This is a genomic window from Eubacterium xylanophilum ATCC 35991, assembly GCF_000518685.1.
GTDB lineage: Bacteria > Bacillota > Clostridia > Lachnospirales > Lachnospiraceae > Eubacterium_F > Eubacterium_F xylanophilum.
On the sequence record NZ_JAEB01000024.1, the window covers coordinates 1 to 25,973 of the forward strand.

Consider the following 25,973-nt stretch of genomic DNA (forward strand, 5'->3'; position numbering starts at 1 on the left):
TTTTGGCATGCCCCTGAACCCGCTTGGGAACTTGGATAGTCTCTCTGGGGGCATGCCTATTTTACGTTTCGCATTTTGGCATGCCCCTAAGCTCACTTGGGAACTAAGCAAGTCGCTCCGCGGGCATGCCAAATCCCACTTTCTTCATTTTGGCATGCCCCTGAACCCACTTGGGAACTAAGCAAGTCGCTCCGCGGGAGTCATGTTTCATCAAAAATTCTCAAAACATCCGTATCACATTCCAATCAAACAGCCTATCTCAGGCAAACCTACAATTCCCACAATTCCTACAATTCCCACAATCCCCACAATACAAATCTAAATATTCTCCAATATTTCCTTTAAAATTCCTATTGTTCTTTCCAGATTATTGGAATCCTCCAATCGATGGCCAACATCAGAAATGATATTTAAGTTCAAGTCGTATTCCATGCATGCCTGGGTGAGGGACATCAAGCTTATCCACTCATCTTCTGTTCCTGATACAATATATTTGATAATTCTATCATCAGTCATATATTGGATCGTCGCATCGATAGGTGTAAGCATTATATGCACTGCGTTATTTATTTTATATTTGTCTTCTATTCTTGGTGCGAGAGCAGTTCCTACGCTTTTGGCAATAAATACAACTTCATCAAAACTATTGAAGTCAATTTCATCGAGCACTGGAGCAATATAATCAAGTGAATCGCTGATAAATTGCTCTGGGTTCCCCTTCATGTCGCATGAGCCGTAATCATCAATTGCCAGAATCTCATAGCCCATTTTCTTATATTTCATTGCCGGGTAGTACAGTAGCGGACAATCCTTGCTATATCTAAAACCCGGTAATACAATAGCTAACTTATTTGACATAATATTTCCTCCATAATACACGGACTATTTGATGATAATTCTTATGAATTTCTTCTTGCCGCGTTTTAGTACAACTCCGTCAGCACCGATATCATCTTTGGATACCATTGTTTTCGGATCTGTGACCTTTTCACCGTCAATTGCAACGCCGCCTTGCTGGACATTTCGTCTTGCTTCACCATTTGATGGTGCAAGACCTGCCTTTACAAGAAGGTTGAGGATTCCGATTTCGCCATCTGTGAAATCTTCATCGGAGAGTTCAACCTCTGGCATCTGAGCAGCACTTCCGCCGCTGAAAATAGCCTTTGATGCCTCACGAGCTTTTGTTGCCTCCTCTTCGCCATGAACGAGTTTGGTCAATTCAAATGCGAGGATGTCCTTAGCTTCGTTGAGCTGGCTGCCTTCCCAATCTTCCATTTTTTCGATTTCCTCTAGTGGAAGGAATGTGAGCATCTTGATACATTTTAGCACGTCTGCATCATCCACATTTCTCCAGTATTGGTAGAAGTCATATGGGGATGTTTTTTCTGGGTCAAGCCATACAGCGCCAGACTCAGTTTTACCCATCTTTTTACCCTCTGAATTGAGCAAAAGATTGATAGTCATAGCATATGCATCTTTGCCGAGTTTACGTCTGATAAGTTCTGTTCCGCCGAGCATATTACTCCACTGATCGTCTCCGCCAAACTGCATATTACAGCCGTATTTCTGGAACAATGAATAGAAATCATAACTCTGCATAATCATGTAATTGAACTCAAGGAATGTAAGTCCCTTCTCCATTCTCTGCTTGTAACACTCTGCAGCAAGCATTCTATTTACAGAAAAATGAGGTCCAACTTCGCGGAGTATTTCCATGTAATTCATGTCAAGAATCCAATCGGCATTGTTGACAATCATAGCCTTTCCCTCTGAAAAATCGATGAATTTACTCATCTGCTTTTTGAAGCACTCAACATTGTGATCAATTGTCTCTTTGGTCATCATTTTTCTCATGTCAGTTTTTCCCGTAGGATCACCGATCATAGCTGTTCCGCCTCCGATAAGAGCAATCGGCTTATTGCCGGCCAACTGGAGTCTCTTCATGAGACACAATGCCATGAAATGTCCAACGTGAAGGCTATCTGCCGTTGGATCAAAACCAATGTAAAATACGGCCTTTCCATTGTTGACCAAATCTCTGATTTCATTTTCATCTGTCACCTGCGCAATCAGTCCGCGGGCAACTAATTCTTCATAAATTTTCATAGTAAAATATTGCGCAAATCTTCTTACTTGCGCCCTCCTTCCTTGTTTGGCAAAGAAACTTTCCACAAGTTTATCACATAAAAAAGCCCCTTTGCAACTTCTGTTACAAAAGGGCGAATAATCTTCGCGGTACCACCTTTTTTCCCTCAATTCTCACAAACTGAGGCTCAGCAGGATACTTAGTAATCTAGTAATATCCCTTGCACTATAACGTGTGCACCTCCGTCCAAGCTTACTTATGGCAAATCCACGTTGGGCCGGCTGCTCCAAGATGTATTCACACCAGCTTCTTAACTGCGCCTCTCACCAACCGGCAACTCTCTGAAGCATCCACTGCTGCTACTTATTCTCTTCATTGCATTTTTAATGATGATATCAAATTTTATCAATAATGTCAATTATTTTTTTTCAAATTATAACAAATGAGCTCGAAGTTCCTCACCGCTCTGGGCACTGAGGTAAGCTGGTGGAACATCAAATACAGTCTTACATCCGCTCTGTCCCTCAGCCTTCATCTTATATGCAGCTCTTGCATATGCAATCAATACTGATGAAGTAAACTCCGGATTGGAATCAAGCTTTAAGCTATACTCGATTACATGTGAATTCTCTTCATTCCATCCTGTCTTTCCTGAACGAATCACAAATCCACCGTGAGGGATTCCACTGTGATTCTTCTTAAGCTCCTCTTCACTGATAAAATGAACTGTTGTATCATAGTCAGCAAAGTAATTTGGCATATTCTTGATTTCAGCCTCAACCTTAGCTGCATCCGCACCATCCTCAAGCACTACAAAACACTCTCTAAGATGCTTCTCTCTTGTAGTGAGCTCTGGATTCTTGCCGGAACGAACTGCCTCAAGTGCTGCCTCAACCGGAATAGTATACTGCTTTCCATCTTTTACGCCCTCGACGCGACGAATAGCATCAGAGTGACCCTGGCTCACGCCCTTGCCCCAAAATGTGTAGTCATTTCCATTAGGCAAAATCGCATTTGCATACATACGATTAAGTGAAAATAGTCCTGGATCCCAGCCCACTGAGATAATACCAACATTTCCTGCCTCTTTTGCTGCAGCATCAACATTAGCAAAATGTTCCGGAATTCTTGCATGTGTGTCAAAACTATCAATTACATTAAATAGCTTTGCATACTTTGGTGTCTGCTCAGGAAGATCAGTAGCACTTCCTCCGCAGATAATCATAACATCTATCTTACCCTGCCAATTTTCTATATCAGAAACATTGCACACCTGTGCACCCTCTGTCAAAATACTGACAGTTGAAGGATCACGTCTTGTAAAAACAGCGCAAAGTTCCATATCATCGTTCTGCTTAATCGCGCACTCAACGCCTCTTCCGAGGTTTCCGTATCCAATAATACCTAGCTTAATACTCATATCTATCTCCTTTCTCCTAATCATGGTTCTCGTTAGGAGTATCTAAGTTTATCTTGACTAACCAATTATACTTTATCTTTGCAAAGAAGTCAAGCACCATATGCAATAGCGGAGCCGATCTCACTAAATGCACATCGACTCCGCTTTGTTATTGCATTATCCTTCCCAAAAGCACGACACCTAGTGTCGTAAAATACTGAATTCGTCTTCTAGTCGTCAAATACAACTAGATTTTAACAAACTCCTCATAATTAGATAGTGCATTTAAATTATGACAAAACCATGTCAATTTCAAAACTCCGCTTTTTTTGCAATGAGAATGTTCATAATGCAATATTAAAAAATTTCAAAAAATATTTGACAACCCCCATACACCTGTGCTATACTATTTGATGTTAATACTGCCGAAGACAGTAAGTGCCGCAAGGCGTAAGAGTTTCGACCGCTTACCGAGGAGAGATTAGGATAGACTATTACCACCCTCTTTTTGTCGTCTTGGCAATGAAGAGGGTTTTTCTATTATATTGATTCCTTTTCCGGCAGAAAGTCTATAAGGAGGAAAAGCACAATGGCAAAAGTCGAGTTAAAACAACCGATTGTTGAAGAAATCAAGAACTATGCTTCTGATGCAAAAGCTGCTGTATTGGTTGACTATCGTGGACTTACAGTAGAGCAGGACACAAAGCTTCGTAAAGAGCTTCGTGAGGCAGGTGTTGTATACAAAGTATACAAGAACACTATGATGATCCGTGCATTTGAGGGAACTGATTTCGCACAGTTGGACAAAGACTTGGAAGGTCCTACTGCTATCGCATTTTCAGCAGAGGATGAGACAGCTCCAGCAAGAATTCTCAACAAGTATGCAAACGAGATTGAGGCTCTTACATTCAAGAGTGGAGTTGTAGGTGGTACATATTATGATGAGAGTGGTATCAAAGCTCTTGCTAATATCCCATCAAGAGATACTCTTATTTCCAAGTTGCTTGGAAGCTTGCAGTCACCTGTTACAAATCTTGCACGCGTTCTTAATCAGATCGCTGAGCAGGGTGGTGCAGCAGATAGCGCAGAGGCAGCTCCTGCAGAGGAAGCTCCTGCTGAGGCTCCTGCAGAAGAGGCACCAGCAGCTGAAGAAGCAGCAAGCACAGAAGAGTAATTCAGTTTACGTGTCAAGAGACACACTACTAACAGTGTATGAGGCATAAGCCCATTACACACCAATCAAATTTAGAAAATAATGGAGGAATTTATAATGACTACTCAGGAATTTATCGATGAGATCAAGAAGATGAGCGTATTAGAGCTCAACGAATTAGTAAAAGCATGTGAGGAAGAGTTCGGCGTATCTGCAGCAGCAGGTGTTGTTGTAGCAGCAGCTGGCGATGGCGCAGCAGCAGGCGGAGCTGAGAAGGACGAGTTCGATGTAGAGCTTACAGAAGTAGGTCCTAACAAGGTTAAGGTTATCAAGGTTGTACGTGAGGTAACTGGTCTTGGACTTAAGGAAGCTAAGGAAGTCGTTGACGGAGCTCCTAAGGTTGTTAAGGAAGGCGCATCTAAGGAAGAGGCTGAGGATATCAAGACTAAGCTTGAGGCTGAGGGTGCTAAGATTACTCTTAAATAATAGAGTTATAAACCTTATAGAACATTACAAATGGTCCGAGGGCAGTGGCTCTTCGGACCATTTTTTTGTATAAAGGAGTCAAAAATATGATTAAAAAAATAATGCTATTGGCGGGGCTATGTTTGGGCCTTGGTTGTATTTCAACTGCTATGCCCGGAGAGGAAGCTCAAGCAAAAAAGAATTTTACTATTTCGCCGAAGAGTAAGGCCTATAAGAACAAGTATAGAAAATCGGATGTCTATAACAAGAAGACCAAGGACTATCTTCTAATCAAGTCATACCTTGTGACTTTGGAAAAAGCAGGCGGCGGCACACTCAAGTTAAAAAAGGGAACTTATAATATCTCAAATGCTCTCGCTGTGCCTTCTAATACCAAGATTATTCTAGAAGACGGCGTTGTAATCAACAAAACTGCCAAAACCGGAGTCAAGAGATTGCCTGCAAGCCACATATTATTTGAGCTTGTGAGAGATACAAGAATCAAGAAAAAGGGCGTTGTCAAGGGATATGGTGGCGAGAAAAATATCTCTATTATTTCTGAGGGTTCTGCCACAATTAACTTGGGAGGTTGCAACAAGAGTCAGGCGATTCGAATTCCGCATTGTCAGAATGTCACTGTCGAAAATATTCATTTTAAAAACCTTCGAAACGGGCATTTTATCGAGATTGTAGGGGCGAAAAATACAGCTGTCAAAGGATGTCTCTTCGAAAAGAACAAGTCCGGTGACCGATGCGCCATCAATGTAGATACACCTGACAAGAAAACTGATGGATTCAACGGGGCGTATTCTAAGTTTGATAAAACTCCGGTTGATGGACTGACTGTTACAGGTTGTACTTTCAAGAATTTGTATCGCTCTATCGATACGCATAAATATTCACCGAATAAGTATCATCAGAATATTTCAATCTCTGATTGCAAGTTTATTAATAACAAATTTAGTCCTATTAAAATGCTCAACTGGCGAGGATGCACTATCCAGAATAATATTTTCAATTATGTTTCCGGATATTCCAGCGCCAATTATAAGAGTGAAAAATTCGGTATTTATATCCTCAGCGGATGTGGAGGACTTAACATCCAGAACAACAGCTTTGATAAAGTTTTCATCGCTATTTATGCCAAGGATGTCCACACTCAGAAATATGGCAGGAAGAGCCTAAAGAGCAAAAATCAGCTTTCAAAACAAGACAAAGATACCACGAAGAATAATACCATTGGAGCAGGTGTTATAATCAAAGATTTCAATTTACAAAATCTTAAAAATGCATTATTATATATATAGATGCGTTTTGACGGCGGAGCATTGAACAGCTCCAAACAAACTAAATATTTAGGAGGTATTTTATGCACTTATCAAAAAAAGTGATGAGAACCGCACTTACTCTATCACTTTCATTTGTGGTATTAGCTAACAGCACATTAGCAAGTGCAGCTGATTTTTCAGTATCTAACCTCAGTGACCTCGCATCCTTGGTGCGCGAGGAGGGGTTAAAGCGTAACACCGGGTATGAAGTTGAGTACACTGGCCCTGAAAGTGATCTCGACCGAATATTTGACGATGACCTGACATTTTTCTTTCATGATATGCTCCTTCTAGATGATCCGAGCACATCAGACGATGCAGATTATCTCGTTGGAAATATCAACTTCAATGCGGAAAAGCCAGTCTCTGTGGAGGGAAATATTCTTTACTTTGACTATCCTTTCTTTGAAGCATCAGAAGAAACTCAGTTTGTCAACGATAATGTAAAGCAGATTCTAAACGACATCGGTGTAGATGGACTCTCTAATTACGAGAAGGTTAAGGCTATTCACGACTATGTTTGCAATCTTATAACATATGTCGATGACGCGGAGAATTATTCATCTATGTACAAGGCACTTACTGAAGGAAAAGGACTTTGCAATAGTTACGCTGTATGCATGTACAAACTCTTGGTTGAGGCGGGAATTCCATGTAAATGGGTAGGCGGAAAGGCCGGAACAGGCCGAGATTCCGGTGGTCATGCTTGGAATATTGTGGCTCTCGGAGACAAATGGTATAATCTTGATGCGACCTGGGATGACCAAGAAGAAGGCATTAATTATGACTACTTCTTAAAGGGAAGTGAGGACTTTGATGAGGCAGATTCTTCACAGATTCATACCCCGGACAAACCATATTTGTCTGACGATTTTCAACAAAAATTCCCAATGGCTAAGACATCCTTTGTGTCAGGAAGCAATGACAACAATTCATCTACAACCATTGGTGACAAGCCGGTTCCAACTTCCAAGCCTGTGGCAACACCTGTTCCAACTGGGACAAAGCAAACGGGAACTGGCGCCACTAAAACCACACAAAGCGTGACACCTGTCAAGTACAAACTCTCTGACTTTGTCAACGGAAAATATCCTTCATCAGGCAAATTTACCGTTAAAAGGAAGAAGAAAAAAGACGTACAGCTATTTATCAAGAATAGTACGATGGCAAAACTCATCAAAAAGGTTACTTATAAGGTGACAACAGGCAAAAAACGAATCAAGTCTGTAAAGAATTATGGACTCTTGAGCGATGATGACGGTTACTTTACAAACCTCCGCTTCAAAGGTAAGAAGAAGGGAACTGTCAAAATCAAAATCACTCTGACTATCGCAAATGGTCAGAAGCTAAGCTTTACTTTCAAGGGTAAGGTAAAATAAATATTATCATTTAGGAGAAACAAAAATGGCTATTAAACTAACTATGCTTATCATTTTCTTCGGAATATTTATCATGGTAGGCTATATGTGCAGAAAATCAAGCAAAAGCGTAAACGGGTTTGTATTGGGTGGTCGAAACGTCGGCCCATGGTTAACGGCATTCGCATATGGAACTTCATACTTTTCGGCGGTTATCTTCGTAGGTTATGCCGGACAGTTTGGTTGGAGTTTCGGTATTGCATCCACGTGGATTGGACTTGGAAATGCCTTTATCGGCTCACTTCTTGCATGGTCCATCCTTGGAAGGCGCACACGTGTCATGACTCAGCACCTTGGTTCTAAGACCATGCCTGAGTTCTTCGGACAGCGATTTAAGTCGAAGAATCTTAAGATTGCTGCTTCCGCAATAACATTTATCTTCCTTATTCCATATACCGCTTCTCTTTTCAACGGTCTTTCAAGATTGTTTAAGATGGCATTTAACGTGGAATACTCATACTGTGTTATTGTTATGGCAGTGCTCACAGCCATCTATGTAATTGTCGGTGGTTATATGGCAACAGCAGTAAATGACTTTATTCAGGGATTAATTATGTTAGTGGGAATTGTCGCTGTTATCCTTGCAGTACTCGGCCAGAATGGCGGACTCATGGGTTCTATAGCAGCACTCTCCAACATTCCTTCAGAGACAAGCAATGTAAATGGAGTATTTGCTTCTTTCCTAGGCCCTGAGCCAATGTACCTATTAATTGTAGTATTACTTACATCACTCGGTACTTGGGGACTTCCACAGATGGTCGGCAAGTTCTATGCAATTACCAATGAGGAGGCAATCAAGAAGGGAACAGTTATCTCCACTATTTTCGCCATCGTCGTAGCCGGCGGTTGCTATTTCCTCGGTGGATTTGGCCGTCTCTTCAACACACAGGCCCAGGTAGATATCGAGGGATTCGACAGTATTGTACCTTCGATGCTCAGCGGACTCCCAGATATCCTGATTGCAATTGTATTGATTCTTGTCCTGTCAGCTTCAATGTCCACACTTTCTTCACTTGTATTGGCTTCAAGCTCAACACTCACTCTTGATTTCATCGGAGGTCTCAGGAAGAAAGAGGCAACAGAAAAGAGCAATATGAATCTCTTGCGAGTATTTGTTGCTATTTTTATCGTGATATCTGCCATCATTGCTATTGTTCAGGCTACATCAAAAGTGACATTTATTGCACAGTTGATGGGTATTTCATGGGGCGCACTGTCCGGTGCCTTCCTCGCTCCATTCTTATATGGGCTTTACTGGAAGAAAGTCACCAAGGCAGGTGTTACAACAGGTTTTATCTTTGGTATCGTTACTATGATAATCCAATTACTCATAAGCCTGAAGATTCTCACAGTGTCAGGACCAATCCTTGAGACTATTTTCAAAAATTCACTTTACTCTGGTGTATTCGCCATGTTGGCAAGCTTGATCATCGTGCCAATCGTTAGTTTGTTAACAGGAAAAACTACTCCGGACGGAGTTGATGAAATGTTCGATTGCTATGGACAAACTGTTAGAGTCCACGCAAGAACCTCTCTTACAGATGAAGAGGAATAATCTGATATATACCCATATTTTTGAGTATCCACTGTCCAAAAAGGATTATGATGCCAATTATAATATATATCATTTTTAATCTAAATACAGGGATTTGTATTCGGCGGCCTGCTGTAAGATAATGAAGTGTGTTTACCACCATAAATATCGCATATAGCGCCGCCACATAGAATACAAAAGGGTGATGGTACAGACATCCAAGAAAGTCAAGACTTAACAGACTTTTAATAGACCTTGTAATTCCACAGCCTGGGCAGTAAATTCCCAGGGTCAGTCTGACGATACATGGCCTCTTGAATGACTCTACAAATCCCAGATATCCCAATTTATAAAAGACAGCAGTCAAACACAAGAATATCAATATTCCAATTCCGAATATATAATATCTCTTTGTTTGAATGCTGTCTTTGTTATTCATTACAATCTCCTATTCTTAGTTGCATATCTAATTGTCTCGAGGTGTTCGACCATACAGCCTACACATCTCTCGTATTTTATAACACAAACCGGCGCCAAATGCGTTCTTTTCCATTCTCCAACACCAATTATTTCCCAGCGTTGATGGCGTGTTAATTCTTGCTTCTTTATCTAGCATAAGAAAATCCCATGCGGGAATTATACACAAATCTGCAACACTTCGCTCAGCAAATACTATCAACTGCCAAGTGAGTTTCCTATTGGTCAGAAAAATAGTCGGAAGGTCGAGATATCTCAGCGCCACTTCCTTGTCCTTTCTTGGCAACTCGCTCTTCCACCAAGAAAAGGTCGTTGTATTGTCATGAGTCCCCGTATAGACCACACAATTCTTGTCATAATTATGAGGCATATAATCGCTCTCTTCCCTGGAGTCAAAGGCAAATTGAAGGACCTTCATACCGGGATATCCCGTATCTCGGAGCATTTTTTTCACACTATCCGTGAGAAATCCCAAGTCCTCGGCAATTATCTCCTGCTTTCCTATCTTTTGCTCCATAGCCTGAAAAAGCTCTATTCCGGGGCCCTTTTCCCACTTGCCATTGACCGCCGTTGGATCTCCAAATGGAATTGAATAGTACTCATCAAATCCGCGAAAATGGTCGATTCGAACCATATCATACCACTGAAAACACCTTGAAAGCCTCTCTAGCCACCAAGCATAGCCGGTTTCCCTGTGCTTATCCCAGTTATAAAGAGGATTCCCCCAAAGCTGCCCCGTCTCAGAAAAAGCGTCCGGTGGACATCCCGCCACGGCTATTGGTTGGCCCTCCTTGTCAAATTGAAATAGCTCCGGATGTGACCAAGAATCAGAGCTGTCAAGAGCAACATAAATAGGAATATCACCTATAATCTTGACTCCCTTTTCACCGGCGTATTTACGAAGTTTTTCCCACTGCTCTTGGAACTTAAATTGGAGATAAATATAGAAAAAAACATCCTCTCCGTAGCGCTCTAAATTCTCCTTGATCGACCTCGCATCTCTAGATCTAATTCCATCTTCCCACTCAAAATAGCTCTTTCCGTCGTTGGCATCTTTAACTGCCATAAAAAGCGCATAATCTACAAGCCATTCTTTACTACTTGCGTAGAATGCATCGAATTCCTTGTTTACTTTCACATTGCCTACGTCAAAGTTCTCTTCACGGAACTTACTGTATTCCGGCGAACTCACATATGCTTTTCTAAGGAGCGGAAAACGCCTCTTGTACTGAGCTTCATAATCCACTTTTTCTGTGGCCTCATCTAAACCGGCTTTTTTTATCTCCGTTTCCTTCAAAAGACCTTCATCCTTCAAAAAATCCAGGTCTATATAATACGGATTGCCGGCAAAGGTCGAAAATGACTGGTAGGGCGAATCGCCATATCCCGTCGGTCCTAGGGGCAGAATCTGCCAATAACTCTGTCCAGCCGCAACCAATGTATCGATAAATCTATATGCCTCCTTGCCAAATGTTCCTATGCCATGATCTGACGGGAGACTGGCAACCGGAAGCAAAACTCCACAAGACCTTTTCATAACTTTTCTCCTTGCCTTACTTTTTGGACAACAATGACTTACTCACTTTTACACCATATCGCTTGGATTGCGCAGCATATTCATCCTGAAATGCCTTGACTTGCTGCTGCCTTATATACTGCTCCTGATACTTTTTATCAACTGACTTTGCACCGGATTTAACGATATATGCTATATAGAATCCATCCTTTTCCTCAATGACATTGCTCACTTTGGAAGTTCCAAGTCCCAAGACAGCGCCGGACAGATTCTTTCTCTCATCCATATTTCCCACAATCTCTTCTGTTGGCTGTTTGCCTGTTTTATCTAATACATATGAGTAAAAATTACCCTGATAATTCTTCAACTCGCTGGCTGCAGCATTTGCCTGCGCTCTCATCTCTTCTCTGTTTTTATCATCAGCGGAATATTTTAATAAAAGCACTTCAGCCCCGTGAAGATTGGCTACTGAATCATTAGAAACTGCTGCCGCCGTTATGACATCATACATCTTCCTCGCAACTTCGCTCTCCTCAAAGATTTTTCTCGTCGCTTCGGCTGTAATATTATTCTTGACCTTTTCATCATCCTTCAGTGTATCGAGGTACTGATCCGCCTTGTAATCTATATCCTGCTTTTCATCAACAGCTATGGTAATTCCCTTTTCCTTGGCCATCTTGCCGAGAACTTTGACCTGAATAATCATTCTGACGATATCCTCAACCGCATGCTGACCGATGGTATCTCCATCCACCTGACACCCCCACAACTTGTCTGTATAGGTGTTCTCATAGTCTCTCTTGGCCAACCAATAGTAGGTCTGATATTCTGAATATGTCACAGTTTCGTCTCCCACTGCGATAACCTTGGACTCGCTTGAGATATTGCCATTCTCCACTGAGACGGCATCCTCAACTTTAACTTCTTTCTTCTCAGAGCCACAAGCTGCAAGTGAGATAGACATAGCTGCAACAAGAACAGGTACTACAAGTCTCTTAGAAATACTATTAAGTAAATTCATTTATTATTCCTCTCATTTCTCCAATGGTTTTTGTTCCATCATACATAACATAAAAAAATACTAAATACTATTATATCACATTTATGTCACTTTTTCCATTTCAAGTTTGAGCTCGCCTATGTCACTTACCAAGTCGAATAGTTGTGGCAAAAGCTTGCCTTTCTCCGGAACAAATACGAAGTACGGCTCCTTGCCTGCCACAAACTTGAGCCTTCGCCTGTACTTTTGCATCAACTCAGGAATTCTAGCCACATCAACCGGCGCTTCGTGATACATATATACTCTCAATTCTCCACTTTTGTCTGTAATAGATGTTATGAAGGCATCTCTTGCACAAGCCTTGAGAAGAGCTATCTCGAGCAAGTTATCAACACTTGTAGGTATGTCGCCAAATCGGTCAATAAGCTCGTCTACCAGGTCATCCTTCTCCTCTTCATTTTCAACTTCTGATATTCGCTTATAAATATCAAGACGCTGAATTTCATTGGGAATATATGACTCCGGAATATATGCATCAACCTTGACTTCAATCGAAGTCTCATAATCATCCGTCTTAGGCTTTTCGCCCTTTTGACGCTTGATTGCCTCCCCTAACATCTTGCAATACAAATCATATCCCACTGCCTCCATATGCCCGTGTTGCCTTGCTCCGAGAATATTTCCGGCACCTCTTATCTCAAGGTCACTCATGGAAATCCTGAATCCGGATCCAAGTTCAGTGAACTCTTTGATTGCCGCCAATCTCTTCTCAGCAATTTCCGTCAACACCTTGTCTTTTTTGTACATCAAGAAGGCAAATGCAGTCCTATTAGACCGACCAACTCTTCCTCGCAACTGGTATAATTGCGACAATCCAAGCTTGTCAGCCTCATCAATTATTATCGTATTTACATTAGGTATATCCAGTCCGGTTTCTACAATTGTAGTCGAAACCAGCACATCAATCTCTCCGTTGACAAATGAATACATAGTATCTTCCAATTGTCGCTCATTCATCTGACCATGGGCAAATGCCACCTCGGCCTCCGGTACCAACTTTGCAATTTTATTGGCTATATAATCCATATTGGCAACCCTGTTATAGACATAATAAACCTGTCCTCCCCTCGCAACTTCACGGAGTATCGCCTCACGCATCAGCTGTTCATCTCGCTCCATCACGTAAGTTTGAATCGGCATTCTGTCCACAGGTGCCTCTTCTATCAAGCTCATATCTCTTATTCCCACAAGGCTCATATGAAGTGTTCTCGGAATCGGCGTCGCAGTCAAAGTCAGCACGTCCACATCATTTTTCATTTGCTTGATTTTCTCCTTGTGGGTCACGCCAAACCTCTGCTCTTCGTCGATAATTAAAAGGCCCAAATCCTTGAATTCTACGTCCTTTCCCAGCACTCTATGAGTACCTATTACCACATCGACAAGTCCCTTTTTCAGCTTCGCAATCGTCTCCTTCTGTTGTTTGGGCGTGCGAAGTCTAGACAGCATACCAACCTCTATACTAAAGTCCTTCATCCTCTGGACAAATGTGTTGTAATGCTGTCCGGCAAGAATCGTAGTTGGAACTAATACTGCCACCTGCTTTCCACTCATAACCGCCTTAAATGCCGCGCGTATGGCTACTTCAGTCTTTCCGAATCCCACATCTCCGCACACCAGACGATCCATAATCTTAGTGCTCTCCATATCCTTTTTCGTCTCTTCTATGGCCTTCATCTGGTCGTCCGTCTCTTCATATGGGAAAATCTCCTCGAACTCCTTCTGCCACACCGTGTCGCGCTCAAACTGATAACCCTGTTTGCTCTCCCTCTTGGCATATAGTTCCACGAGCTCACTGGCTATCTCCTCTAACGCCCCTCTCACCTTGGTCTTGGTGCGGCCCCACTCCGGAGAACCTAGCTTGTTGAGCTTCGGCTTTTTCTCCGCATCCTTACCCGCATACTTTTGGAGGAGCTCAAGAGATGTGGCCGGAATATACAAGTTACTTCCGCCGGCATATGACACCTTTAGGTAATCTTTCACAACCTTATCTACCGTAATCTTCTCGATTCCCTGATATATTCCCAGTCCATGGCTCTCATGAACCACATAATCCCCAATCTTCAATTCTTTGAAGTTGCTAATTCCCGGACCATTGTACCTCTTATGCCTCTTTTTCTTCTTGACGCGGGAAAATATCTCCCCCTCAGTCATAACTATGAGGCGAATCTCCGGATACTCAAACCCCTTTCTTAGAACCCCCTTACTAATCATAACTTCACCGGGTTTCAACTCCCTATCTTGCTCTCGACGGTAAAAATTCTCCACCTCAAAATCCCGAAGGTCCTCACTAAGTCTCTCACCGCGACTTCCGGACCCCGTCAGGAGAACAACTCTATATCCATTTTTCTTGTATTTCTTGATATCTTTCACCAACAGTGAAAAATTGTTATTATAGCTAGGCGCAGGCTGCACATGGAATTCAAATTTCTTTGCCACCTTGAACTCCTTCACCTTCTGATCCAACATCGACATCAAAATCACCGGAAACTGTGAAAGCTTTCCCAGGACCTGAGGCAATGGAAACAAGATATCAACCTGCTTTGGCAAGATATATCCCTTCTCAAGCCTCTCGCTGGAACTCTCCCTAAACTCCCTCTCTATAGTCTCGCCACGCTCGATACACATGGCAGGTTCGTCTATAATCACCTGTAGGTCTTGCCCCTGAAAATAGTCGAAGAAGGACTGCTTCTCTATGTCGAAGTACCCCAACATGCTCTCTATATTGACCATTCCTGGGTAGATGTCGTACATTTCACAGAAGTCTTCCACCATACTCTCAAGCCTTGCTGCGTACTCCGGATGCCCCTCCTGTCGAAAATGTTCCGCGGACTTAGCCATGTCCTCCCTCATTCGCTTCATTCCATCTTCCACACATTCGGAAGACAAGAAGACCTCTGAAGCCGGCGAGATGCTGACGCGCTGAACATTTTCCACGGACCTCTGACTATCTACGTCAATTCGCCTGATTCCATCTACTTCATCCCCCCACAATTCCACGCGGAATGGATAGGCATCTGTCAGCGGGAATACATCTATTATCCCGCCTCGGGCAGAAAACTCTCCCTCTGACTGCACCTGTCCCACCGACTCGTAACCGAGAAAGACAAGTTTCTTCTTGAGTTCTTCGAGGTCAAGGGTATCGCCGACAGAAATATGAATCATATTATCTCTTAATAGTGCAAAAGGGAGACAATAATCCATGCCCCCGTCTATAGTTGTCACCACCGTAAGTGTCTCTGCTTCCGATCTGCCTTCCCCAAATTCCATTATGGCATTAATAGCTTTGAGTCGATCCGCCGCAAGAGCTTTACCATGCACATCCGCGCTAAAGAATATAAAATCTTTTGGCGGATAATATATGACATTTTCTGTATATAGTTTTAAATCTTCTACTATTTCCTTGGCTCTAATCTCATCAGAAACAATAACAAGCCTTATCTTTCCCTCGTCAAGCCCCGATATCACATGGGCTTTCTGACTCTCGATACATCCACTTACTTGAATGGGGGACTCTCCGCGTCTCACGGCATCCCCCATCAAGTCAAAGGCTTCCAGTTCCTTCAGAGGAGATAACAGTGTATTCATGTGACCTCCAATTTAATTATAACAATTCATCGCCTTGTTGATATCACCATCAACCATTAGCTTAACTGCACTACATGCTCTATCAAGACTGTCGCTAATTTCCTTTTCATCGCTCTTGGAAAATCGTCCGAGAACGTGGCTCACCAGATTTCCACCCTCCGGCTTGCCCCCAACTCCAATCTTGATTCTCGCAAACTCATTGGTGCCAAGATGATTTATGATGCTCTTAACTCCATTATGTCCTCCGGCGCTTCCCTTGGCCCTGATTCTGATAGTGCCTACAGGTAGGTCGATATCATCAAATGCGACAATAATATCCTCTACGTCTATCTTGTAATAATCCACGAAGCTCCTGATGCTCTCACCGCTATTATTCATATAGGTTTGAGGCTGTGCGATGATAACTTTCTCCGTGCCAATCATGCCCTTGCCACAAACCGCCTTGTGCTCCTTGATATTTAAATTAATTCCATACTCCTCACTGAGTCTGGCTATAACGCCAAAACCCACATTGTGACGAGTTCCGGCATACTCTCTTCCGGGATTGCCCAGACCGACTATCAACTTCACTTACTATCACTCCATCTTCTTATCATATTCCATGTCGCCGCGCGCTCGAATCCAAGCTTCCAGAAAGCAACACCGGCTACATTTCCGCTCTTGACAACATCTAACTTCTTCTCCAGAGAAGTCTCCTCCTCAAGCCAAATCTCGTACTTTGTTCCCTCACTCTTAAACTCAGCGAAGTACATCTCTGTCTTCTTGTCCCACTTCGGTGTGGCACTGTTGGCTCTGATAGCACTCTCCGCACCGCTCATGCCATAGGTTGAAGGGCTGGCTTTTTTGCCCTTTACCTTCCAAAGTCGTGAGTAGAACGGCAGCGCCATCACAACCCTCTCCTTCGGAACATTTTCCAAGGCCTTCTTCTGTGATTCTCTCACATAAGATATGGATGAAACAGGTCCTGCTACTCCCTCAGCGGATGTATGTTCATCATAAGCCATGACGATAACATAATCAACAACCTTCCCTTGCTCGGCGTAGTTGTAGTGTTTGTTGTAATCCATCGCCGGATAGTTGTCAACCGAGATAATGAGGTTGCTCTTATGTCCCACGAGAACCAGCTCGCGCAAGAATTCTAAAAAGCCGGGAGCAGAGTCCTTGGTTATTCCCTCAAAATCAATATTTATTCCGTCGTATCCATAGGCCTTCACCTCAGCCATAATATTATTAATGAGTTTGGTTCTGCTTGAAGTCCTCGTCAAAGTCTTCATTCTCGACAAATCCTTCTCGATATCATTTACAACTGCCCACACCTTAAATCCCTTCGCATGCGCAGCATCAACGTACTTTTTATCTGCCCGAGAGATGAGCTCTCCCTTGTCACCCTTGATGGTATAGAATGTCGGTGACAGAACATTTGCGCCCGATACATAGGCTGTTCCCTCTGCAAGCATCTTCTCTGTGGCCTGTACACCCATATTGTGCCATGCAAGACATACATCCTCCCCCAGAGATTTCTGCTCAAAAACTTCCTCTTTTTTGTCGGTCACGTAGGTCTTTGCCGTGATCTTCCCGAGACTCTTGTTAGGTAAATATCCGCTGATTCCGTCATTTGTCATGACTTTAGTATGCTCATTTTCTGCCGGTGTATCATCGTCAACTATGAGTTCTGTACCACTGGCAAGCTCTAACAAATAATCATATTTCTTGCCCGGTCCAACACGCAATCTCACGTCTTCCGTGGTCTTTACAAATGACTTTTGAGTATTAAAATCTGACTCTATAATTACCCTGTTTGGATTCTTCCTCACATCCACGTTGGCAACTGAAAATTTCTTGACAAAATCTAAAAGCACATAAGCTTTGTTGCCATCTTCATATATGATTTGTTGTTCTACCTCTGTAGTAGATTCTCCGATTGTATATGACATATCTCCCGCGGAAACTTTTATAAGTCCATCATTTGTTGCAAGGCACATAACATTGTCATACTTGTCCCAGAAAATACGATTGTTGATCTGGCTGTTGGCAAGCTCTGTGCTTATATAAATAGTCCCATTAATAAGCTTGGCTCTTTCGTCGATATATCGACCATTTAACACTATCATAGCCTCATCCTTGCCAAGCTCCTTGAATTCATCTCCCACACTTCTCTGCTTGAAGCTTGGTGCCAACTTGATAAATATCGCACCACCTATGGCACCACATACCAACAGCGCCACAATTATAATAATTATTGCTTTTATCTTCTTACTCAATTTTACCCTCCTGAATTGTTATCTTGTATATTCATTTGCCACTCAACCTTGAAGTAGCTTTATTATCCCCCAATTTGCCCCTTATCATTCTAACACATAAATGCCAACATAACAAATAATTTCTTTACTTATTTAAAGATTAAGTTGATAAATATTCCGTATCATGTTATGATATATGAGTAAAAAAGGGGGAAAATCCATGCGCAAGCAAAAAATAATCAAGAAAAAAAACTTGACCACACCCTTTATCATGATGCTTTTCGTGACTGCTATATTGATTTTTCTCAACATACAGACACTAACTTATGTGCTTAACACAGAAAAATATTACGCGGTCTCAACTACCACAACACGGGAAAAATCCGATGGTTTCACCATGATAATACCAATGGTTGAGTATACATATCAATATCAGGGACAGACCTACAAAGATTCCAAGTATTTTGTAATTCAACCCTTGTTTGGACTCTCCAACAAGAGCGGCACAGTCTTAGATATATATGTGAATAAAAAAGTTCCGGACAGAACACTCCTGCGAGAGCCATTTGAGAGGAATCTGGTCAATTGGGGATTGCTGATCCTCTGGATATTTTTCATCTATATTTTTATCCAGCGAATCATAGGCAACCACAAGATCAACAAGAACAGACGGCTCCAAGCTGGTAGCGACACTGAGGGACAAGATGTTTCGGATACAAAACCAAATTCTAAGGAGAAAAAAGAAGAAAAAGAAGCAAAAAAGGAGGAAACAACAAGTGGCAAATAATCAACAGGACGAAAAAGAGCGCTTCCCCGCTCTTGCTAGACTTGCAGAGAAATATTTGTGGTTTAAAATACTTCTTCACATTGTCTGTTTTCCATTCTGGCTAATATATATGATAATCAAATTTATCATGAACTTTTCAAAAGTCATCATCAACACTATTTTGATTATTATACTAGTTTCATTGATAGCGGGTGGAATTATTTATGCCAAGTATGCGCCAATATATGAAGAGGCCAGCCAGCAGGCATACGAGAAACTAACAACTATGAATCGCAACAGCTTCCGAGCTTTGTCCAACACAGTAGTATATGACAAAGACGGAAAGAAGATCGGCGAGACCAACAGTGGTTCATACAAATACGCCAAAATCGGCAATATTTCCCCTTACATACAAAAGGGATACATTGCCGCTGAGGATAAACACTTCACCGAACACAGGGGAGTTGACCTTCAATCCATACTGAGAGCGGCACTTTCTATCGTCTCTCACAACGGTGCAATCACCCAGGGAGGAAGTACTATAACTCAACAGGTTATAAAGAACAACTTCTTGACACAGGAAAAATCCATGACGCGTAAAGCAACGGAAGTTCTGCTTGCACCGGAACTAGAGAAAAAGTTCAACAAATCTGATATCATGGAATTTTACTGCAACAGCAACTACTTCGGTAATCTGTGTTACGGCGTGGAGACTGCTTCGAGATTTTACTTTGGCTGTTCCGCCAAGGACGTCAGCATCGCCCAAGCTGCAATGCTATGCGGAATCTCCAACAGCCCAAATAAATACAATCCTATCGCGAGCATGGAACTTGCAACAAAGCGTAAAGAATGGGTTTTGATGCAAATGTTCAAAGCGGGATTTATCACTTCAAAGCAGTATAATAAAGCAAAGAAAGAAAAGATCAAAGTAGTGGGAATCGGCGACAATACAGGTGCCGAAAACTACATGGTCAGCTATGCTATTGACTGCGCCATCCTACAGCTTATGGAAAAGGATGGATTTGAGTTTAAGTATACTTTCGCAAATTACAACGAACAAAAGGAGTACAAAAAGCGCTACGCTTCGGAATACAGCAACAAATCAGCCCTTATACGTGCAGGCGGTTATAAGATTTATACTTCTTTTGATCAAAAGATTCAGGAGAAACTGCAAAAATCAGTTTCCAAGACTCTCTCTTCCTTTACGGAAAAGAACAAGAAAACTAAGAAGTACGCTCTTCAGAGCGCGGCCATGTGTATAGATAACAACACACAATACGTAGTGGCAGTTGTCGGCGGAAGATCTAAAAAGGACGAATACAACCGAGCATTTCTCTCGACGAGACAGCCCGGTTCCACAATCAAGCCAATTCTTGACTATGGTCCTGCTGTTGATAACGGCGTTATAAATGCCTCGTCCATAATCAACGACTCCAAAGTATATTGGATCGATGGAAACAAGAACAGCTACAGCCCAAGCAATGCCGGCGGTGGTTACAGAGGAAGGCTTACCGCCAGAGAAGGTTTGGCAAGGAGTCTTAATACAGTAGCTTTCCAGATTCTCAAGAAAACCGGAATCGAGACGAGTATAAGCTACCTTGATAAGCTCAAGTTCTCATCTCTGTCCTATGCCGACAGCACAGCACCGGCTATCGCGTTGGGTGGTTTCACCAACGGTGTTACAGTCAACAACATGTGCAGAGCTTATGCAACTCTTGAAAACAACGGTCAGATGAGTTCCAGAACATGTATTACCAAGATGGATCATGAGACACAGGGCAACGTCTATACCGCCCCTGAAAAGGAAGATTCGGAGACTGAGGTATACTCAGCTGATACCTCTTTCATCATGAAAGATATGATGCAAGGAACATTTAACGAATCTTACGGAACCGGCCACTCTGCATTTAACTCTGAGCAGGTATATGCAGGTAAGACAGGTACAACCAACAGCAGTAAGGACGCTTGGTTCTGCGGATTCAGCTCCTACTATACGACTTCTGTTTGGATTGGATATGACACTCCTAGAGTCATGCCGGGAATGTATGGTAACTCCTATCCTTTGAAGATATGGGCTAACTTCATGAATGGCATGCATGCCAAGAAGGAAATGAAGGACTTTGAAGTTCCGCAGACTATTTCTCTCAGACGAGTGATAAATGGTCATTTCTCGGGAAGTGGAAAACAGGTATCATACAGCGACAAGAAGCGCGTATATAATCAGAGACCTGGCGGATATGACTACTATTCAAATCAGAATAGCACGAGAAAGTCCGCATGGGAGAAAACATATAAGTTAGAACAGACCAAGCTTGACGCCGAGCGCGCCGTATCCGCTTGGGAAAAATACAAAGTTAATTCTGTTGAGAAAGCGCTTGCCTTCGAAAATCGATACCAGAAGGTCATCACAATCATCGAGAAGATTCCTGATGAGTACGAACAGAGCACATTCAAGGAAAGAGCAGCCAAGAAGTACGAATCACTCAGCGATATCGTCAAGAATGATTGGACTGTGGCTATCGAAGAATATAGGCAGAAACAAAGCGAGATTATCGCTGAGCAGCGCAAAACCGACGCAGAAGACGCTAAGCAGCGTGCAGCTGAGACAACTAAGCGAAATCGACTTGAGAAAGTTAGATGGTACATTAACAAGCTTCGAAGCCGCAAGTACTATACGGATGCAGCTAGAAGCCTGATTAAGCGAGGTAACAATGCTCTCGCCAAGATAATTGAGTATACAGAGTATGATGGTTTGAAATCTAAGTGGGATGCAGCTGTCAACAGAGCACAGAACTTGCCGACAGAGCCGCCAAAGCGCGACCCAACAAATCCTAGTGTGACAGATCCGGATTCGCCTAATAACCAGACAACGCCTGCAACCCAGGTGCCTGCTACTACGGCTCCGGAAAACCCACCTATTCAACCATAATAGCTAAAGGCTTAAAAAGACTGATAAATACGTAATTCGTACTTATCAGTCTTTTTTTATACACATACTACTTGTCTTTAATCTTCTTTTGATCTGGCTTTGGAAAAACCATCTTTAATAAAATCGGGGTGAGAAGCGTTGTTACAATCACAACCAAAACAACCGGTGCAAACATATCCTCTGCTATTAATCCCACTTGTCTACCCTTCTCGGCAACTATTAGTGCCACCTCTCCACGAGAAATCATACCTAATCCAACTTGTAGGGATTCTCTGTTGGAAAATCCACATATCTTGGCGCCCAACCCGCAACCAAGCATTTTAGATAGTAGAGCGACCACCGTGAGAACAATTGCAAATATCCACACAGTACCTGTCATTCCTCCCAGTGTTACCTTTATTCCTATACTGGCAAAAAACACCGGAGAGAAGAACATAGATGATATCACTCCCACCTTCTCATCCACATAATTTCTGACCTTCGAAGACGATAGCATGATTCCGGCAAAGTATGCCCCTGTAATATCAGCTATACCGAAAAACCTCTCTGAGATATATGCCATAAACATGCAAAAAGCCAGAGTTGCAAGTCCCGTCCTTCTTTTTCTGTTCTGTTTTTTCAACAGCGGTTCAACCCAGTTACAAGCAGCATATAGTACTGCAACAAGCGCTGTATAAAGTAGGATTTTGACAATTACCATGGTCGTGCTGACCCCGGAATCCTTGAGGCTTGTAACCACCGTCAAAACTATAATTCCAAGGATGTCATCTATTACAGCTGCTCCAAGTATCGTCGTCCCAACCTTGCCATTTAGATGACCCAGCTCCCTCAGCGTCTGAACCGTAATACTAACTGACGTCGCTGTCAAGACAACACCTATAAACACACTCTTCATCAGATCTTCTCTGCTTCCGAAATCCTGATTAAAGTACAATCCATATGCTATAGTTCCCATAATAAGCGGAACAATAACACCTATCACAGCTGTAACTATAGAGGCCACCATGTTTTTCTTCATTTCATCCAGATTGGTATCTAGCCCTGCTGAAAACATGAGGAACACCACTCCAAGTTCCGCTGTATCTTCCAAAAATGTTCCGGTGGGACTTGCACTAGAAATCTCCATAACATGCAATACGCTCGGTCCCAACAAAACTCCTGCCACTAAGAATCCAACAACTTCCGGCAGACCTATTTTTCTAATAATAAGTCCGCATAATTTGGTCGACAAAAGGATAATTGCCAGCCACAAAAAAAATGTATAATTCATATCCTGTCCTCCATTTCCTTTGGTATGTTACACCTTAACATAACAAAAGTCAAGGAAGTTTCGAATTTGTTTGTTTTCGTTACTGACAACTCGGGTTTTTCCACATTTTTTCAATGTGACATTTTCAGAAACATAGTTTCCAATTAAAAACCCCCAGCATCGCTGGGGGAAATAATAAAGAAAAATATTAAAAAAACTATAAGACTTTAACTTTGATCACTTTGCACTTACCATTCTGTGCATATACATAAACAGAAGTACTTCCCTTAGAAACTCCCTTAACTTTACCCTTTCTAGAAACCTTGGCGATTGCCGGATTAGCTGACTCATAGCGAAGCTTAGCAATATGAATCTTCACAACCTTTTTCTTAGGCTTGATCATCTTAGCTTTAATCTTCTTAGACTTTCCTGCCTTCAAGCTGAGCTTTGCCTTCTTAGCCTTCACCTTCTTAGGGTTACTCTTCTTGCCTCCCTTAGTAGCTACGTGCACAGACTTAGATGTGGACAATACAGTATAAACTCCATCCTGTGAGTTACATGCAAGAACCACATATTTATAATATGTGTTCTTCTTCAACTTCTTCTGCGTCCACTTTGAAACATTTCCGATTACAGCAAGCTTCTTCATCTTCTTGCCGCATTTGCTGCCATAAATAACATATCTGTTGGCACCTGAAACCTTCTTCCATGCCAATTTAACAGCCTTTTTCTTAGGAGTTCCTCTTAGCTTCATCAATCCAAACACAGATCCCTTAGGGTCCTTCTTATCTGTATTTGATGCAAGCAATACTTTCTCTACATTTTGAAGACTTACCGGATTTGTAGCTGCATACTTAGCTAATCCTCCAACGTCTTCTCCCGGTGTTGTAACTACTGTCTCACCTGGTGTTGATGATGACGCAGGTACAACCGCCTCGTCAGGACTTGCTACCGGATTATTTCCTCCCGGCATGGCCGTTGGATTAGGATTTACTACCGGATCATTTCCTCCCGGTACGGCTGTTGGATTAGGATTTACTACCGGATCATTTCCCCCCGGTACGATTGTTGGATTAGGATTAACTACCGGATCATTTCCCCCCGGTACGATTGTTGGATTAGGATTAATTACCGGATCATCTCCTCCCGGTACTACCGTTGGATTAGGATTTACTACCGGATCATTTCCTCCCGGTACGGCTGTTGCTGTTGCTGTAGCTTCGGCTGTTGCTATTGCTGTAGCTGTTGCAGTAGCTGTCGGTTTTGATGTGGCAGGAGTTATAGTCGCAGTTGGATTCTCCTCTCTGCTTCTATATGTATTTACAAGCCATATACCTGTCTCTGTCAGATCATCCCCTGTCCAACCTGAAGTTTTACTACATGAGCTCTGAAGATATGATGCGGACTCTGCTTTATTACAGAGACTCCAACATGCATAACTAACATTATTGGCATCAAGCAAATTGATCCAATCATCCGCATTCTCTGTGTCATAACCGCCATTACCGCTCGCTTCACAAACACCGAACTCAGTGACGAATACAGGTGTACCATCACCAATAGCCTTCTTGAACTTGTCCTTCAAGCTATCGCCATGTGTTCCTGCATAAAAATGCAATGTATACATAATATTCTTATCACTTGCATTATCTATTCTATGACCTGCAACATCGTCAACATCCTGTGACCATGTATTCGTTCCACAAATTATAATAGAATCATTTCCTTCGCCTCGAATCACATCTCTGATCTCTGAGCAATATGCATACAAATCACTCTGGCCATCTGTATACCAAGGCACGCCCGTAGGCTCATTGCAAATCTCGAATATTACATTCGGATTATCCTTATACATCGCAGCATATTTTTTGAAGAATGCCTTGGCAGCTTCCTTGGTTGTATGCGGATTCTCCTCATGAATATGCCAATCAATAATTGCATACATTCCAAGATCAGTAGCAGCCTTAACGCCCTTCTGAATACATTCATCTAGGATGCTCTGACCACCGGTTGTATACCCATTGTACTGCGTTACATATGAAACAAGACGAACCATATTTACACCCCACTCATCGCGAAGTGACTGAAATCCCTCTTTATTAACATACTCAGGGAACCACTGCATTCCATGGGTACTTGCGCCATGTAACTGATATGGCTGACCATTGGCATCCACGATTACCGGCGCTGTATAGCCTTCTACGCTCTTTACAGAGAGCTTTCCATGCTTTCCAACAGGAGTATCACCATAGGCCAAATCCTTGGTCTCTCCCTTTACCTCATACTTTAGGCCGGTATTGGTATTTCCGGAAAATGTTCCGTTAGCCCCCTCGCTATATGTAATATCTGTTGGTGCATTTAATGTTCCGCCTCCGCCGAAGCCGAACTTGTTGTCATTATTGCCTGTATAAGTCGCTCCTGCCGCGATACTCTGTGTAGCCTTGTGGCGTACAGTTATTACACCGTCTCTATAAGTCGCCTGTGGACCCCACGCTTGGAGATTAGAAATATTTCCATTAACTGGAATCTTAAACTCTATAGCGCTTATCTCAGTATCAGTATTATTCTTAATCGAATATGTATATTCGCTCCAATACTGGGATGTGCTGATAGGAATCAGTGTAACCTCTACATTTCCTGCCGCCTTGATGTTACCACTATCAATGCACCCCAGTGCAAGGACGAGAGATAACATGATTAACAATGATACAATTTTTTTCATTTTTTTCATCATTATCACCTTTACTTCTATTTTATTTGAAAACGCA

General features: G+C 42.4%; 18 protein-coding genes and 2 other annotated features. Of the genes, 7 read left to right on the forward strand and 11 right to left on the reverse strand.

Annotated elements, in window-relative coordinates:
* Positions 1 to 318 precede the first annotated feature (318 nt).
* From L877_RS0105385 to L877_RS0105395, 3 genes are all read right to left on the reverse strand, one after another.
* Entirely contained in the window at positions 319 to 858 is a 540-nt protein-coding gene (locus tag L877_RS0105385; protein WP_026835216.1) for a hypothetical protein, read from the reverse strand.
* Positions 859 to 882: 24 nt separating this feature from the next.
* A complete protein-coding gene (gene tyrS / locus L877_RS0105390) occupies positions 883 to 2,106 on the reverse strand; it encodes a tyrosine--tRNA ligase (protein WP_026835217.1) in 1,224 nt (407 codons plus the stop codon).
* Positions 2,107 to 2,212: 106 nt separating this feature from the next.
* Positions 2,213 to 2,471, reverse strand: a binding site (T-box leader).
* A 48-nt stretch (positions 2,472 to 2,519) separates the two neighbouring features.
* On the reverse strand, positions 2,520 to 3,506 hold the full coding sequence (locus tag L877_RS0105395) for a diaminopimelate dehydrogenase (protein WP_026835218.1): 987 nt from the start codon (positions 3,504 to 3,506) through the stop codon (positions 2,520 to 2,522).
* Positions 3,507 to 3,892: 386 nt separating this feature from the next.
* Positions 3,893 to 4,032, forward strand: a sequence feature (ribosomal protein L10 leader region).
* 42 nt (positions 4,033 to 4,074) lie between these two features.
* On the opposite strand from L877_RS0105395, the gene rplJ reads away from it, so the two are divergent.
* The 5 genes from rplJ to L877_RS0105420 all read left to right on the forward strand — a co-directional run bounded on the left by rplJ (position 4,075) and on the right by L877_RS0105420 (position 9,404).
* Positions 4,075 to 4,659, forward strand: coding sequence for a 50S ribosomal protein L10 (gene rplJ / locus L877_RS0105400; protein ID WP_026835219.1), 585 nt, complete (start codon positions 4,075 to 4,077; stop codon positions 4,657 to 4,659).
* A gap of 96 nt (positions 4,660 to 4,755) precedes the next feature.
* A complete protein-coding gene (rplL, locus tag L877_RS0105405) occupies positions 4,756 to 5,124 on the forward strand; it encodes a 50S ribosomal protein L7/L12 (RefSeq protein ID WP_026835220.1) in 369 nt (122 codons plus the stop codon).
* An 86-nt stretch (positions 5,125 to 5,210) separates the two neighbouring features.
* The gene (locus tag L877_RS12280) at positions 5,211 to 6,410 is read left to right on the forward strand and encodes a right-handed parallel beta-helix repeat-containing protein (RefSeq protein ID WP_051437696.1); all 1,200 of its coding nucleotides are present in this window, start codon (positions 5,211 to 5,213) and stop codon (positions 6,408 to 6,410) included.
* A 62-nt stretch (positions 6,411 to 6,472) separates the two neighbouring features.
* Positions 6,473 to 7,810: a transglutaminase domain-containing protein gene (locus L877_RS13435; RefSeq protein ID WP_026835221.1), complete on the forward strand. Its 1,338-nt coding sequence runs from the start codon at positions 6,473 to 6,475 to the stop codon at positions 7,808 to 7,810.
* A 25-nt stretch (positions 7,811 to 7,835) separates the two neighbouring features.
* Complete coding sequence (locus L877_RS0105420; RefSeq protein ID WP_026835222.1) at positions 7,836 to 9,404, forward strand: sodium:solute symporter family transporter; 1,569 nt, start codon at positions 7,836 to 7,838, stop codon at positions 9,402 to 9,404.
* Here the strand turns inward: L877_RS0105420 and L877_RS12290 are convergent.
* The 6 genes from L877_RS12290 to L877_RS0105450 all read right to left on the reverse strand — a co-directional run bounded on the left by L877_RS12290 (position 9,385) and on the right by L877_RS0105450 (position 18,282).
* Entirely contained in the window at positions 9,385 to 9,822 is a 438-nt protein-coding gene (locus L877_RS12290) for a DUF2752 domain-containing protein (protein WP_051437697.1), read from the reverse strand. The two genes, L877_RS0105420 and L877_RS12290, sit on opposite strands and share 20 nt — an antisense overlap.
* Before the next feature lie 27 nt (positions 9,823 to 9,849).
* Positions 9,850 to 11,397: a 4-alpha-glucanotransferase gene (gene malQ / locus L877_RS0105430; protein ID WP_026835223.1), complete on the reverse strand. Its 1,548-nt coding sequence runs from the start codon at positions 11,395 to 11,397 to the stop codon at positions 9,850 to 9,852.
* Positions 11,398 to 11,413: 16 nt separating this feature from the next.
* Positions 11,414 to 12,397 (reverse strand): hypothetical protein, encoded by a 984-nt coding sequence (locus L877_RS0105435; RefSeq protein ID WP_026835224.1) that lies wholly within the window; start codon positions 12,395 to 12,397, stop codon positions 11,414 to 11,416.
* An 81-nt stretch (positions 12,398 to 12,478) separates the two neighbouring features.
* The gene (gene mfd, locus L877_RS0105440) at positions 12,479 to 16,021 is read right to left on the reverse strand and encodes a transcription-repair coupling factor (protein ID WP_026835225.1); all 3,543 of its coding nucleotides are present in this window, start codon (positions 16,019 to 16,021) and stop codon (positions 12,479 to 12,481) included.
* Between the two features lie 12 nt (positions 16,022 to 16,033).
* Positions 16,034 to 16,591, reverse strand: a complete 558-nt coding sequence (gene pth, locus L877_RS0105445) for an aminoacyl-tRNA hydrolase (protein ID WP_026835226.1) — start codon at positions 16,589 to 16,591, stop codon at positions 16,034 to 16,036.
* Positions 16,588 to 18,282: a glycosyl hydrolase family 18 protein gene (locus L877_RS0105450; protein WP_026835227.1), complete on the reverse strand. Its 1,695-nt coding sequence runs from the start codon at positions 18,280 to 18,282 to the stop codon at positions 16,588 to 16,590. Before L877_RS0105450 ends, pth begins: the two co-directional genes overlap by 4 nt.
* A gap of 376 nt (positions 18,283 to 18,658) precedes the next feature.
* Here L877_RS0105450 and L877_RS0105455 point away from each other — a divergent pair, with 376 nt between their 5' ends.
* Positions 18,659 to 19,048 carry a hypothetical protein gene (locus L877_RS0105455; protein ID WP_242837123.1) on the forward strand — a complete coding sequence of 130 codons (390 nt, stop codon included), beginning with the start codon at positions 18,659 to 18,661 and terminating at the stop codon, positions 19,046 to 19,048.
* Positions 19,038 to 21,956, forward strand: coding sequence for a transglycosylase domain-containing protein (locus L877_RS12295; RefSeq protein WP_051437698.1), 2,919 nt, complete (start codon positions 19,038 to 19,040; stop codon positions 21,954 to 21,956). The genes L877_RS0105455 and L877_RS12295 overlap by 11 nt, the downstream gene beginning before the upstream one ends.
* A 67-nt stretch (positions 21,957 to 22,023) precedes the next feature.
* Here the strand turns inward: L877_RS12295 and L877_RS12300 are convergent, their stop codons facing one another.
* Together L877_RS12300 and L877_RS13440 are read right to left on the reverse strand one after the other, a co-directional pair.
* Positions 22,024 to 23,226, reverse strand: a complete 1,203-nt coding sequence (locus tag L877_RS12300) for a cation:proton antiporter (protein WP_034785175.1) — start codon at positions 23,224 to 23,226, stop codon at positions 22,024 to 22,026.
* A 196-nt stretch (positions 23,227 to 23,422) separates the two neighbouring features.
* Complete coding sequence (locus tag L877_RS13440) at positions 23,423 to 25,927, reverse strand: cellulase family glycosylhydrolase (protein ID WP_169729782.1); 2,505 nt, start codon at positions 25,925 to 25,927, stop codon at positions 23,423 to 23,425.
* Between the last annotated feature and the right edge of the window lie 46 nt (positions 25,928 to 25,973).